Source organism: Nocardioides bruguierae (genome assembly GCF_023554635.1).
GTDB classification, from domain to species: Bacteria; Actinomycetota; Actinomycetes; order Propionibacteriales; family Nocardioidaceae; genus Nocardioides; species Nocardioides bruguierae.
In genome coordinates, this window is sequence record NZ_JAMJPH010000037.1 from 47,760 (window position 1) to 60,669 (window position 12,910).

Here is a 12,910-nt window from a genome sequence, read left to right on the forward strand (position 1 = left end):
CATGAGCACCCCCGGGTCCCCCGCCAGCTCCGCCGACCTGCCCGGCGGCCTCGCCGACGACCTGCCCGACGACGTCCGGGCCTTCCTCGCCGAGCTGCCCGACGCCGACGGCGCCCTCAACCGCAAGATGGGCGTCCGGCTCACCGAGGTCTCGCGCGAGCGGGTCGTGGCCACCATGCCGGTGGAGGGCAACACGCAGCCCTTCGGCCTGCTGCACGGCGGCGCCTCCGTCGTCCTGGCCGAGACCGTCGGCTCCGTCGCCGCGGGCCTGGCCGCGTGGCCCGAGGGCGTCGCGGTGGGCGTCGACATCAACGCCACCCACCACCGCCCCGTCACCTCCGGGGTGGTCACCGGCACCGCCACCGCCGCCCACGTCGGGCGCACGAGCAGCGTCTGGGAGGTCGCCCTCACGGACGAGGCGGGGCGGCGCACCTGCACCGCCCGGATCACCTGCGCGGTGCTCCCCCGCGAGCGCGTGGGTCGCTGACCGCCCCGGGCCGGGGTCAGGCCGGGTCAGGCCGGGTCAGGCCTCCGGGCCCGCGATCGAGCCCGAGCCCGGCTCCGAGCCCGACCCCGTGCCCGACCCCGTGCCCGACTGGCGCTCGGCGGCACGCCGCTGCCGGTTCCGTCGCGCGACCAGCGCCTGGGCCCGCAGCTCGGCACGGCCCCGTCGGCGCTCGGGCTCCTGCGCGTCGATCTTCGCCCGCAGCTGGTGGGCGGGAGCCCCCCGCACGACCGCGGCCGGCGCCAGGCCCAGCCGAGCCATGAAGCGGTTGCCCTCCCGCGACGTGGCAGCCGCGGCCGTCACCACGCTCGCGACCCCGTGGGCGTCGGCGAAGTCGGCGGCCGCGGCCAGGAGGCGGCGACCCACGCCGGTGCGCCGGAAGCGGACGAGCACCTGCAGCGCGACCGCCTGCACCACCAGGTCGGGGTTGATCGGGCTGACCGGCGCGACGCGCAGGAGCACCGCCCCCGCGGGCTCACCGGCGACCTCGGCGACGACCAGTCGCTCGACCGGGGTCTGCGTGACGGTCTTGACCAGCACCTCCAGGTGAGCCACCTGGTCGGCGACGTCGCCGCGGGCCAGCCCGCCGGCCCACACCTCGGCCAGGAACAGGGCGTCCTCGACCACGGCGTCCCGCAGCGAGACCTCGCTCCGCGTCATGGGTGCCTCCTGCTCGGCCGGTGCCGGCCCGTCGTCCCGGGGACCGGGGGTCGCCTCGGACGTCCGGGGCGGCCTCAGAATACTGTCCCCCGGCGCGCCCCGGCACCGGAGAGACCGGACCCGTCGGGCACGCGGAGGAGGCACCCGTGATCCCCGGCACCGGCACGCTCGTCAACGCCGTGACCGTCCTCGTGGGCGCCGGTCTCGGCGTCGCGCTCGGGCACCGGCTGCCGGAGCGCACGCGCGACCTGGTCACCGACGGTCTCGGCCTGGTCACGCTCCTGATCGCGGGCACCTCGGCGATGGAGGTGCTCTCCCCCGACCTCGCGGCGCTCGTCGGGACGGCGGCGCCGATGCTGATCGTGCTCGGGTCGGTGCTCCTGGGCGGGATCGTCGGCTCGCTCCTGCGGCTGGAGCAGCGCGTCGAGCAGCTCGGCGGCTGGGTGCAGGCCCGCCTGACCCGGGGCGAGGCCGGCGAGGCCCGGCGCCGCTTCGTGGAGGGGTTCGTCGTCTCGTCCCTGGTGTTCTGCACCGGACCCCTGACCATCCTCGGCTCCCTCAACGACGGGCTGGGCAACGGCGCCGACCAGCTGTACCTGAAGGCTGCCCTGGACGGCTTCGCCGCGATCGCGTTCGCCGCCTCCTTCGGCTGGGGCGTGGCGGCCAGCGTGCTGACCGTGGTCGTCCTCCAGGGCGCCCTCACCCTGGTCGGGGTCGGGGTCGGCGGCGTGCTGCCGGAGGCGCACCTCGCCGCGGTCACCGCGGTCGGCGGCGTCCTGCTGGTGGGGGTCGCGCTCCGGCTGCTGCGCGTGCGGGAGGTGGCCGTCGCCGACCTGCTGCCGGCCGTCCTCGTGGCTCCCGTGCTCGTGCAGGTCGTCGCCTGGATGCAGTGACGTCACGATTGTGCAACGACACGGCTCTCGCAGGTTTGGGAACCGTTCAGGGTTCTACGGTGATCCCGCTGTGAGCACGTACCCCCTGGTCCGGGCTCCCCGCGCACATCACGGACAAGAAAGGTTCACCGCGTGAAGCGAACCACCACCTCGAGCTGGCTGAAGGTCATGGCCGGCACCGCGGCACTGGGCCTCGCCCTGACCGCCTGCGGTTCCGAGAGCGACGACACCAGCGCCAGCGACACCGAGACCTCGGCCTCGGCGACCGAGTCCAGCTCCGCTGCCAGCGACACGTTCACCAACGACGAGTGCGCCAACGGCGACTCGGTGGACGACACCTTCAAGGCGGGCGGCATCCTGCCGCTGACCGGTAACCTCGCGTTCCTCGGCCCGCCGGAGATCGCGGGCGTGGGCCTCGCCGTGAGCGACATCAACGCCGCCGGCGGCGTCAACGGCTCCCCGGCCTGCACCCAGATCCTCGACTCCGGTGACTCCACCGACATGTCGGTCTCCACCGCCTCGGCCCGTCAGCTGATCCGCAGCGGCGCGTCCGTGGTCGTGGGTGCCGCGTCGTCCAGCGTCTCGCTGAACTTCGTCGACGCCCTCACCGACGCCAAGATCACCCAGGTCTCCCCCGCGAACACCGCGGTGGACCTGTCCGGCTACTCGGACTTCTACTTCCGCACCGCCCCGCCGGACGGCATCCAGGGCAACGCGCTGGGCAACCTGATCGCCTCCGACGGCTTCTCCAACGTCGCGTTCGTGGTGTTCTCGGACACCTACGGCACCGGCCTGCGTGACGTCGTCCAGCAGACCGTCGAGTCCGCCGGCGGTGCGTGCACCTACGGCTGCACCGGCGACGGCGACGAGTTCCCGGCCGGCCAGACCACGTTCTCCTCCGAGGTCTCCGCCGCGATCAACTCCAACCCGGACGCGATCGTCGTCCTCGCCTTCGACGAGACCAAGGCCATCGTGCCCGAGCTCGTCTCCCAGGGCTGGGACATGTCGGCCACGTACTTCACCGACGGCAACACGGCCGACTACTCGGCCGACTTCGAGGCCGGCACGCTCGAGGGCGCCCAGGGCACCATCCCCGGTGCGGACGCCTCGCAGGACTTCAAGGACCGCCTGAGCGGTTGGTACGACTCCGCCAACGGCGAGACGCTGTCCGACTACTCCTACGGTGCCGAGTCCTACGACGCCACCATCCTGGCCGCGCTGGCCGCCTACAAGGGCGGCGCGACCGACTCGGCCACGGTCCAGGCGAACTTCGCCGCCGTGTCCGGCGCCACCGACGGCACCGAGTGCTCGACCTACGCCGACTGCATCGCGCTGCTCGACGAGGGTGACGAGATCCACTACACCGGCCCGTCCGGCATCGGCCCGATCGACGACGAGAACGACCCGTCGTCGGCCTACGTCGGCATCTACCAGTTCGACGCCGACAACTCGCCGGTCCTCACCACCACCGTCCAGGGCGCCAAGGCCGAGTGACCTCGACCCCCTGACGGCTGGCGAGACCAGCTGACGCTCCACCGCAGGACCCCCGGACCGCTCGGTCCGGGGGTCCTGTGCTGTCCGGAGGCCGCGACCCGACGATGCTCCGGACGTCATGCGGAACGGACGCAGTCCCCCTCAGACGCATGACGTCGCCGTCGCCACCAGCGTCCATGCGGCCACCGGCGGTGCGCGAGCCACCGTCTCGCGCGACAGGACGGTTGCTGCGCCACCGCCGCTCCCCTGGCCCGTCCCCACCCGGACGTCATGCGGAACGGACGCAGTCCCCCTCAGAGGTATGACGTCCCCGTCGCCACCAGCAGTCCCGGCGGCGACCAGCGGTGCGCGAGCCACCGTCTCGCGCGACAGGACGGTTGCTGCGCCACCGCCGCTCCCCTGGCCCGTCCCCACCCGGACGTCATGCGGAGCGGACGCAGTCCCCCTCAGAGGTATGACGTCCGGCGGTATGACGTCCGGCGGCATGACGTCCGGCGGCATGACGATCGGGCCGGGGGCCTTCCGGAATGCCGCAGGGGCCGCACCGAGAACGGTGCGGCCCCTGCGGGTGGCGCGGGGTGGATCAGGCGCTCAGTGCTGCAGGTCCTCGCGCTCGGCGTCCACGTCGGCGGCCAGGGTGCCGAGGTAGAGCTCGATGACGCGCGGGTCGTCGGCGAGCTCGCGGCCGGCGCCGGTGTAGGCGTCCTTGCCCTGGTCCAGCACGTAGCCGCGGTCGCAGATCTGCAGGCAGCGGCGTGCGTTCTGCTCGACCATCACGACCGACACACCGGTCTTGTTGATCTTGCGGGTGCGGATGAAGGTCTCGTCCTGACGCACCGGCGAGAGACCCGCGGAGGGCTCGTCGAGCAGCAGCACGGACGGCTCCATCATCAGTGCACGGGCCATCGCCAGCGACTGACGCTCACCACCGGAGAGCGCACCGGCGGACCGGTCCTTGCGCTCGTGCAGGTTGGGGAACAGGTCGTACATGGCGTCCAGGCGCGCCCGCAGCTTCTTGGGCCGCAGGAACAGGCCCATGCGCAGGTTCTCCTCCACCGACAGCGAGGGGAAGACGTTGTTGGTCTGCGGGACGAACCCGACACCCATCTCCACCAGCTTGTTGGTGCGCATGTTGGTGATGTCCTTGCCGCCCAGGGTGACGGTGCCCTCGTGGATCTTCACGAGGCCGAACATCGCCTTGAGCAGCGTGGACTTGCCCGCACCGTTGGGGCCGATGATCCCGATGATCTCGCCCTGGTGCGCGGTGAGGCTGCACCCGTTGAGGATGTTGACGCCGGGGAGGTACCCGGCGGTGACGTTGCTGACCTCGATCAGCGGCTTGCCGTCGCTCATGCCTTGCCCTCCTCGGCCTTCTCCTCGGCCTCGACCTCGGCCTCGATCTGCTGCTCCATGGGGTCGCCGTCCTCCAGGAGGGAGTCGTCGCCCAGGTCGGTGTCGTGGTGGGCGCCCAGGTAGGCGTCGACCACGGCGGGGTCCGACATCACGGTGTCGGCCGGGCCCTCCGCCACGACCTGGCCCTCGGCCATGACCACGACCCAGTCGGAGATGTGCCGCACCACGTGCATGTCGTGCTCGACGAAGAGCACGGTCATGCCCTCGTCGCGCAGCGACTGGATGTGGCCCAGCAGCGACTGCGTCAGCGCCGGGTTCACACCGGCCATCGGCTCGTCGAGCATGATCATCTTCGGGTCCGTCATCAGGGCCCGTGCCATCTCCAGGAGCTTGCGCTGGCCGCCGGAGAGCGAGCCCGCGTAGTCGTCCTTCTTGGCCAGGAGCTTGAACCGGTCGAGGAGGTTCAGCGCCTTCTCCTCGATCTCCTTCTCCTGCTTCGACCAGATCGGCTTCAGCCAGGAGTTCCACAGCCGCTCGCCGGACTGGTCCTGCGCGCCTAGCATCATGTTGTCCATCACCGTCATGCGGTTCAGGGACTTGGTGAGCTGGAAGGTGCGGATCATGCCCGACTTGGCCACGGACGAGGCGGAGGTCTTGTCCAGGGTGGCACCGTCGAACGCCCAGTGGGCGCCGTTGCCGGCCGAGGTCGGCCGGTCGAAGCCGGTGATCAGGTTGAAGAACGTGGTCTTGCCGGCACCGTTCGGGCCGATCAGCGCGGTGATCAGGCCCTTCTGCACCTCGAGGTGGTCCACGTTCACCGCGGTGACGCCGCCGAACTGACGGACGATCGTGTCGACCTTGAGGATCGGGTCGGGCTTGGCGGAGCCGGGGGTGCGCTCGAGGCCGTCGGTGAGGGCCTTGCGCGCGGCCGGGTCCGCCAGGTTGCCGATGGTGGTCTCAGACATTGAACCGGAGCTCCCTCTTGTTGCCGAGAATTCCCTGCGGCCTGAAGATCACCAGCAGCATCAGGCCCACGCCGACGACGATGTAGCTGAACTGCTCGGTCTGCTGGCCGCTCATGATCGAGTTCGGGATGTAGGCGTTCGCGAGGCCGCGGATCAGGATGCGTGCCGCGAAGAACAGCGTCGTGCCGAGCACCGGCCCGAAGATCGCCGCCGCGCCGCCGAGGAGCAGGGCGGTGTAGGCGAAGAACGTGAGCTGGCGGCCCATGGCGTCGGCCTGCACGGACTGGCTGATCACGTAGACCATGCCGCCGAACGCGCCGAACATGCCGCCGATGATGAGCGCCTGCATCTTGATGACGTAGACGTTCTTGCCCAGCGAGCGCATGGCCTCCTCGTCCTCGCGCACGCCCTTGAGGGCGCGGCCCCAGGGGCTGCGCACCAGGAGCCAGGTGATCAGCAGGCTGACCGCGACGAAGAACCAGGCGACGGCCCGGACCCACCAGCCGTTGGTGCCGGTGCGGCCGTAGCTGACCGGGAAGACGAAGAAGACCAGGACGAAGGTGAGCAGCGCCAGGGCGACGACCACGACCTTCGCGACCGTGCGGTTGGCGGCCAGGCCGGCGAAGCGACCCTTGCCGGTGCGCATCGAGAGCACGAGCATCACGAGCGCGACGGCGACGAGCACCAGCACGACGAGGGCCAGGACGCGGCCGGCGGTGCCGAGACCGAGGCTGTCGTAGTTGACCGGGAGCAGCTCGAAGCTGCCCTTGCCGAAGAACGAGAGCTCGATGAAGGCCGGCTGGAAGTCCTTGCCGAAGATGCCCTGGGAGCCGCCGGTCCACGGCTCGAGCGCCGCGAGTCGTCCGACGTACCTGATGATCTCCGCGGCTGAGATCGTGACGATCGCCAGGTAGTCGCCTCGTAGCTTCAGCGTCGGAGCGCCGAGGATGAAGGCGAAGACGATCGCGACCAGCAGGCCGACCACGACGGCCAGGAACATGCCCAGGCCCTGCGTGATCGAGATGGCCATGCCGTAGGCGCCGAGCAGCATGAACCCGGCCTGGCCGATGTTCATGAGGCCGGTGAAGCCGAAGTGGATGTTCAGGCCGATGACGGCGATGACGAGGCCCGCCGTCGTGGGGGCGATGGCCTCCTCCACGGAGGCCGAGAGGATGGAGAGGATCTGATCCATGGTGGTTCTCCTTCTCAGCCGACCCGCGAAGCGCGCCCGAGCAGACCCTGGGGCCGCACGAGGAGCAGGAGGATCAGGATGATGAGCGCGACCGCGTACTTCAGGTCACCCGGCGCGCCCAGCGGCCCGGCGAGCTCGACGACGAGGCCGATGATGATCGCACCGATGAAGGCGCCGAACGCGGTGCCGAGACCGCCGAGGGTCACGGCCGCGAACAGCAGCAGCAGGATCTGCATGCCGGTGTCCCAGCGGATGCCGTTGGAGACCACGAGCGCGTAGAGGACGCCACCCAGGCCGGCGAGGCCGGCGGCCGCCGTCCAGACGCCGCGGATGATCTTGTCCACGTCGATGCCGGACGCGGCCGCGAGGGCCGGGTTGTCCGAGACCGCGCGCGTGGCCTGGCCGACGCGCGTGAAGAGCAGCACGTAGCCGACGATGCCGATGACGACCAGCGAGATGATCATCGCGATGACGGACATCCAGGTCAGCGAGATCGGCCCGAGGGTGAAGCCCGAGAAGGACTCCACGACCACCTTCTGGGTGGAGGCACCCACGAAGAACTGGAACGTGTACTGCGCGGCCAGCGAGAGGCCGATGGTCACGATCATCAGCTGCGTGAGGCCGAGCCCGCGGCGCCGCAGGGGCTGCCAGAGCACCCGGTCCTGCAGGTAGCCGGAGCCGGCGCAGACGGCCGTGACGACCACGATGCCGATCCACAGGTTGAGGCCCAGCACGTTGCAGAACAGGTAGCCGAGCATGCCGCCCAGGGTCACCTGCTCGGCGTGGGCGAAGTTCGAGAGGCCCGTGGTGCCGTAGATGAGCGAGAGGCCGATCGAGGCCAGGGCGAGCAGGAGGCCCAGGCGAAGGCCCTGCGCGAGGCTCTGCACGATCTGGGTGCCGAAGCCGGCGCCGCCGGCCTCGTAGTCCACCGACCGGACCTCGAGCGCCGGGACCGTGGTCTGGCCGAGCGTGACCTCCACGAGGAGGCTGCCGTCGGGCCCCTGGAACCGCTCGGCGGCCGGGATGATCTCCTGGTCCTCCGGCAGCGACTCCGGGTCCACGGCGACGTAGTACGTGCCGGCCGTGTCGACCGAGAAGCTGAACTTGCCGTCGGCCCCGGTGGTGACCGAGTCGACCTCGGCCTCGTTGGAGTCGAGCAGCGTGACGTCCGCACCCTCGATGGGGTTCGTGCGGTTGCCGACGGTGCCGCTGATGCAGCCGGAGACGTCTGCCTGCGGGAGGCAGAAGGTCGAGGTCGTGCTCGCGGACGCCCCGGGGGCCGCGAGGAGCAGCAGGCCGGCCAGCAGGGAGAGCAGGGCCATCAGCCCCGTGACTCCCCTGGCCCGGGGCCGCGCCCAGGTCGGTGTGGTGGACACCAAGGTGGTTCTCCTTCTTCGAGCGTGCTCGAGCACCTGCTCGTACGCGTTCGCCAGGGCCGTGATCATAGGCCCGGAACTTGCCAACCCAACCACACCGCACCGCTGCGGGTCGCCCTCGAAACGGCGGCTTTACCCCGCCGTTCCCGGGTTGAGACCCAGACGTCCCTGTCCGTGACCAGCGGTCGGGCACGCCCGTGACCGGCAGCACCCCGACGGTGCCCGGACCGTGCCCGGCCTGCCCCCGGACCTACCCCCGACCGTCCCCGGACGGCCTCCGGACGGCCTCCGGACGCACGACAGGGCGGCCCCGTACGGGGCCGCCCTGTCGTGCTGTCGCGCGTGGTTCAGGAGCTCTCGGCGATGCCGGGGCCGTGGGTGAGCACGCCGTCGGCGACCTGACGCATCGAGAGGCGCAGGTCCATGGCGGTCTTCTGTATCCACCGGAAGGCCTCGGCCTCGGAGAGACCCATCTGGGCCTGCAGCGCGCCCTTGGCCCGGTCCACGACCTTGCGGGTCTCCAGGCGCTCGGTGAGGTCGGCGACCTCGCTCTCGAGCATCTGGACCTCGGCGAACCGCGTCACCGCCATCTCGATGGCGGGCACGAGGTCGGTCTGGGAGAAGGGCTTGACCAGGTAGGCCATCGCGCCGGCGTCGCGGGCCCGCTCGACCAGGTCGCGCTGGCTGAAGGCGGTGAGGACGATGACGGGCGCGATCCGCTTGCCGGCGATCTCCTCGGCCGCGGCGATGCCGTCGAGCACGGGCATCTTCACGTCCACGATCACCAGGTCGGGCCGCAGCTCGGTGGCGAGCTCGATGGCGCGCTGGCCGTCGCCGGCCTGACCGACGACCTCGTAGCCCTCCTCCCCCAGCATCTCGGCGAGGTCCATGCGGATGAGGACCTCGTCCTCGGCGATGACGACGGTCCGGGGGGAGGGCTGGCTGCCCGTGGCTGCGTTGCTCACGGCGCAAGGTTAGGCCACGAGCGGCCCGGACGACGGCCGGGGCGAGCGACGTCACGTGTCGTGGCCCCGGTAGCCTCTCCCCTGGCCGCGCCCCGGTAGTCCAACGGCAGAGACACGGTGCTCAAACCACCGCCAGTGTGGGTTCGAATCCCACCCGGGGCACGTCGGCCCTCAGCCGGACCTCACCACGACCTCCCCAGGCCCGCAGCAGGCCCGCATGAGGACTCCTGGCCGACAGGAGCAGGCCTCGACGGCACGAGGGCCGCCCCACCGGTGGTGGGACGGCCCTCGTGCGGGTGCCGGACGCGGTGCGTCAGGCCTGCGGCTCGTAGGCGGGGGTGACGCGGTTGATGGCGTCGCCGATCCGGTGCACGCGCAGCGCGTTGGTGGACCCGGGGATGCCCGGGGGCGCACCGGCGACGATGACGACGAGGTCACCCTCCTCGACGCGGCCGATCTTGAGCAGCGCCTCGTCGACCTGGCGCACCATCTGGTCGGTGTGCTCGGCCTCGTCGGTCAGGAAGGTCTCCACGCCCCAGCTCAGGGCCAGGCGCGACCGCACCCGGGACTCCGGGCTGAACGCCAGCACCGGCGGCGCACCACGCAGGCGCGACATCCGACGGGCGGTGTCGCCGGTGGTCGTGAACGCCACCAGGTAGGACGCGCCCACGCCGGCGGCCACGTCGCCCGCGGCCTTGGCGATGACGCCCGACTTCGTCCGCGGCGCCCACTTGATGTCGGCGAACCCGAAGTGCTCGTCGGAGAGCGCGCGACGCTCGGTGGTCTCCACGATCCGCGCCATGGTCTCCACGGTGTGGATCGGGTAGTCGCCCACGCTGGTCTCGCCCGAGAGCATCACCGCGTCGGCGCCGTCGAGCACGGCGTTGGCCACGTCGGAGGCCTCCGCACGCGTCGGGGACGGGGAGGAGATCATGGACTCCAGCATCTGCGTGGCCACGATGACCGGCTTGGCGTTGAGCCGCGCCTTCTCCACGATCTGCTTCTGCAGGAACGGCACGTCCTCCAGCGGGCACTCCACCGCCAGGTCGCCACGGGCGACCATGAAGCCGTCGAACGCGCGGATGACCTCGTCGAGGTTGTCGATGGCCTGCGGCTTCTCGATCTTGGCGATGATCGGGAGGCGGATGCCCTCCTCGTCCATCACCTTGCGCACGTCCTGCGCGTCCTTGGCGTCACGCACGAACGAGAGGGCGATGAAGTCGACCCCGAGGTGCAGCGCGAAGCGCAGGTCCTCGATGTCCTTCTCGCTCATCGCCGGCACCGAGACGGCCACGCCGGGCAGGTTGATGCCCTTGTGGTCGCTCACCTTGCCGCCGACCAGCACCTCGCAGCGCACGTCGGTGTCGGTGACCTCGATGGCACGCAGGCGGACCTTGCCGTCGTCGATGAGGATCGGGTCGCCGACCTTCACGTCACCGGGCAGGCCCTTGTAGGTGGTGCCGCAGGACTCGGCGTCACCGGGCACGTCGCGGGTGGTGATGGTCCACTCCATGCCACGGCGCAGCTGGACGGGCCCGTCCGCGAAGGTCTCCAGACGGATCTTCGGGCCCTGGAGGTCCGCCAGCACGGCGACCGCCTTCCCGGAGTCGTCCGAGGCGGCGCGGACGTGGTGGTAACGCTCCGCGTGCTCCTCGTGAGACCCGTGACTCATGTTCAGCCGGGCGACATCCATCCCGGCGTACACGAGCTCACGGATGCGGCGGGGGGTGCCGACAGCGGGACCCAGGGTGCAGACGATCTTGGCTCTTCGCACCCGCTCAGAGTACCGGCCCCTTGGATCGTTCCAGCCACCGGCCGCCCCCTGGACGGCCACATTTCACCTTCCCAGGCGCAACTTGTCAGATAAGTCACCACGCGGGTGGCCCGGGGAAGGCGTGCGAGGAGGGTCGGCCGGACGACGGGAAAAGGTCGGAGCCGGGCCGACCACGAGGGTCGACCCGGCTCCGGGTGCTGCAGGAGCGCCGGGGCGCTCAGGCCATCAGCGGACGGTCCGTCGGCTTGATCGGCGCGGGCAGCGCCGTCGAGCCGGTGAGGTAGGCGTCCACGTGGGAGGCAGCTGCGCGGCCCTCCGCGATCGCCCAGACGATGAGCGACTGGCCGCGGCCGGCGTCGCCGGCCACGAAGACGCCGGGCTTGGAGGACTGGTAGTCCGCCCCGCGCTTGACGTTGCCGCGCTCGTCCAGGTCCACGCCCAGCTGCTCGACCAGGCCCTGCTTCTGCGGGCCGGTGAAGCCCATGGCGAAGAGCACCAGGTCGGCCGGGATCTCGCGCTCGGTGCCCTCGACCTCGGTGAGCTTGCCGCCCTCGAAGACGACCTCGACGATGCGCAGGCCCTTGACGTTGCCGTTGCCGTCGCCCACGAACTCCTTGGTGGAGGCCGAGTAGACGCGCTCGCCGCCCTCCTCGTGGGCCGAGGAGACGCGGTAGATCATCGGGTAGGTCGGCCACGGCTGGCCCGCGGGCCGGTCCTCGCCGGGCTGCGGCATGATCTCCAGCTGCGTGATCGACGCGGCGCCCTGACGGATCGAGGTGCCGAGGCAGTCGGCGCCGGTGTCACCGCCGCCGATGATGACGACGTGCTTGTCGGTGGCGGTGATCTGCCCCTCGACGCTCTGGCCGACCGCGGTGCGGTTGGCCTGCGGCAGGAACTCCATCGCCTGGTGGATGCCGTTCAGCTCGCGGCCCGGGGCCCCGAGGTCGCGCGGCACGGTGGAGCCGATGGCCAGGACGACGGCGTCGTACCGCTCGGCCAGCTTCTCCCCCGTCAGCTCGCCGCCGACGTCCACGCCCGTGCGGAAGACGGTGCCCTCGCGACGCATCTGCTCCAGGCGCCGGTCGAGGTGCTTCTTCTCCATCTTGAACTCGGGGATGCCGTAGCGCAGGAGGCCACCGACGGCGTCCGCCCGCTCGTAGACCGCGACCGTGTGACCGGCGCGGGTGAGCTGCTGGGCGGCGGCGAGGCCGGCGGGGCCGGAGCCCACGACCGCGACGGTGCGGCCCGAGAGCCACTCCGGCGGCTGCGGGGTCACGTAGCCGGACTCCCACGCCTTGTCGATGATCGAGACCTCGACGTTCTTGATGGTCACCGGGTCCTGGTTGATGCCCAGGACGCAGGCGGTCTCGCAGGGCGCGGGGCAGAGGCGACCGGTGAACTCCGGGAAGTTGTTGGTCGCGTGCAGGCGCTCGATCGCGTCGGCCCAGTCACCGCGGTACACCAGGTCGTTCCACTCCGGGATGATGTTGCCCAGCGGGCAGCCCTGGTGGCAGAACGGGATGCCGCAGTCCATGCAGCGGCTCGCCTGCGGCGTGATGATCGGCAGCAGCGCGCGACCGATGCCGTCGGGGTAGACCTCGTCCCAGTCGTTGACGCGCTCCTCGACGGGGCGGCGTCCTGCGACGGCACGCCCCTCCTTGAGGAATCCCTTGGGGTCAGCCATCGTGCTCAGCCCTCCGTCGTGGTGCCGGCCGTGCGCACCGCGCACGGGA

The 12,910-nt window shown here is 71.1% G+C and carries 11 protein-coding genes and 1 tRNA gene; 4 read left to right on the forward strand and 8 right to left on the reverse strand.

The genetic code is table 11. The features are described 5' to 3' along the window. Position 1 precedes the first annotated feature (1 nt). On the forward strand, positions 2 to 487 hold the full coding sequence (locus tag M8316_RS19300) for a hotdog fold thioesterase (protein ID WP_250057396.1): 486 nt from the start codon (positions 2 to 4) through the stop codon (positions 485 to 487). 36 nt (positions 488 to 523) lie between these two features. Here M8316_RS19300 and M8316_RS19305 read toward each other — a convergent pair whose 3' ends face one another. After that, a complete protein-coding gene (locus M8316_RS19305; protein ID WP_250057398.1) occupies positions 524 to 1,165 on the reverse strand; it encodes a GNAT family N-acetyltransferase in 642 nt (213 codons plus the stop codon). A 146-nt stretch (positions 1,166 to 1,311) separates the two neighbouring features. Between M8316_RS19305 and M8316_RS19310 the strand changes: the two genes are divergently transcribed. Together M8316_RS19310 and M8316_RS19315 are read left to right on the forward strand one after the other, a co-directional pair. Next, complete coding sequence (locus M8316_RS19310) at positions 1,312 to 2,058, forward strand: DUF554 domain-containing protein (RefSeq protein WP_250057400.1); 747 nt, start codon at positions 1,312 to 1,314, stop codon at positions 2,056 to 2,058. Between the two features lie 132 nt (positions 2,059 to 2,190). Beyond that, a complete protein-coding gene (locus tag M8316_RS19315; protein ID WP_250057402.1) occupies positions 2,191 to 3,552 on the forward strand; it encodes an ABC transporter substrate-binding protein in 1,362 nt (453 codons plus the stop codon). A gap of 591 nt (positions 3,553 to 4,143) precedes the next feature. On the opposite strand, the gene M8316_RS19320 is transcribed toward M8316_RS19315, so the two are convergent. The 5 genes from M8316_RS19320 to M8316_RS19340 form a co-directional block, all read right to left on the reverse strand. Continuing rightward, a complete protein-coding gene (locus tag M8316_RS19320; protein ID WP_250057404.1) occupies positions 4,144 to 4,905 on the reverse strand; it encodes an ABC transporter ATP-binding protein in 762 nt (253 codons plus the stop codon). Continuing rightward, a complete protein-coding gene (locus tag M8316_RS19325; protein ID WP_250057406.1) occupies positions 4,902 to 5,870 on the reverse strand; it encodes an ABC transporter ATP-binding protein in 969 nt (322 codons plus the stop codon). The genes M8316_RS19320 and M8316_RS19325 overlap by 4 nt, the downstream gene beginning before the upstream one ends. Continuing rightward, a complete protein-coding gene (locus M8316_RS19330) occupies positions 5,863 to 7,062 on the reverse strand; it encodes a branched-chain amino acid ABC transporter permease (RefSeq protein ID WP_250057408.1) in 1,200 nt (399 codons plus the stop codon). The genes M8316_RS19325 and M8316_RS19330 overlap by 8 nt, the downstream gene beginning before the upstream one ends. A gap of 14 nt (positions 7,063 to 7,076) precedes the next feature. After that, entirely contained in the window at positions 7,077 to 8,438 is a 1,362-nt protein-coding gene (locus M8316_RS19335) for a branched-chain amino acid ABC transporter permease (RefSeq protein WP_250057410.1), read from the reverse strand. 347 nt (positions 8,439 to 8,785) lie between these two features. After that, complete coding sequence (locus M8316_RS19340) at positions 8,786 to 9,403, reverse strand: ANTAR domain-containing response regulator (protein ID WP_308196058.1); 618 nt, start codon at positions 9,401 to 9,403, stop codon at positions 8,786 to 8,788. Positions 9,404 to 9,492: 89 nt separating this feature from the next. Here M8316_RS19340 and M8316_RS19345 point away from each other — a divergent pair. Next, positions 9,493 to 9,565: transfer RNA gene (locus tag M8316_RS19345), tRNA-Leu, on the forward strand. Positions 9,566 to 9,716: 151 nt separating this feature from the next. On the opposite strand, the gene pyk is transcribed toward M8316_RS19345, so the two are convergent. Next, complete coding sequence (gene pyk, locus M8316_RS19350; RefSeq protein WP_250057412.1) at positions 9,717 to 11,177, reverse strand: pyruvate kinase; 1,461 nt, start codon at positions 11,175 to 11,177, stop codon at positions 9,717 to 9,719. 217 nt (positions 11,178 to 11,394) lie between these two features. Continuing rightward, positions 11,395 to 12,861: a glutamate synthase subunit beta gene (locus M8316_RS19355; RefSeq protein ID WP_250057414.1), complete on the reverse strand. Its 1,467-nt coding sequence runs from the start codon at positions 12,859 to 12,861 to the stop codon at positions 11,395 to 11,397. Positions 12,862 to 12,910 lie beyond the last annotated feature (49 nt).

Excerpts from the sequence above, each read along its gene's own strand:
- M8316_RS19300 (WP_250057396.1), top strand. The coding sequence starts at position 2 with ATGAGCACCCCCGGGTCCCCCGCCAGCTCCGCCGACCTGCCCGGCGGC.
- M8316_RS19325 (WP_250057406.1), bottom strand. The coding sequence starts at position 5,870 with ATGTCTGAGACCACCATCGGCAACCTGGCGGACCCGGCCGCGCGCAAG.
- M8316_RS19355 (WP_250057414.1), bottom strand. The coding sequence starts at position 12,861 with ATGGCTGACCCCAAGGGATTCCTCAAGGAGGGGCGTGCCGTCGCAGGA.
- M8316_RS19330 (WP_250057408.1), bottom strand. The coding sequence starts at position 7,062 with ATGGATCAGATCCTCTCCATCCTCTCGGCCTCCGTGGAGGAGGCCATC.
- M8316_RS19320 (WP_250057404.1), bottom strand. The coding sequence starts at position 4,905 with ATGAGCGACGGCAAGCCGCTGATCGAGGTCAGCAACGTCACCGCCGGG.
- M8316_RS19305 (WP_250057398.1), bottom strand. The coding sequence starts at position 1,165 with ATGACGCGGAGCGAGGTCTCGCTGCGGGACGCCGTGGTCGAGGACGCC.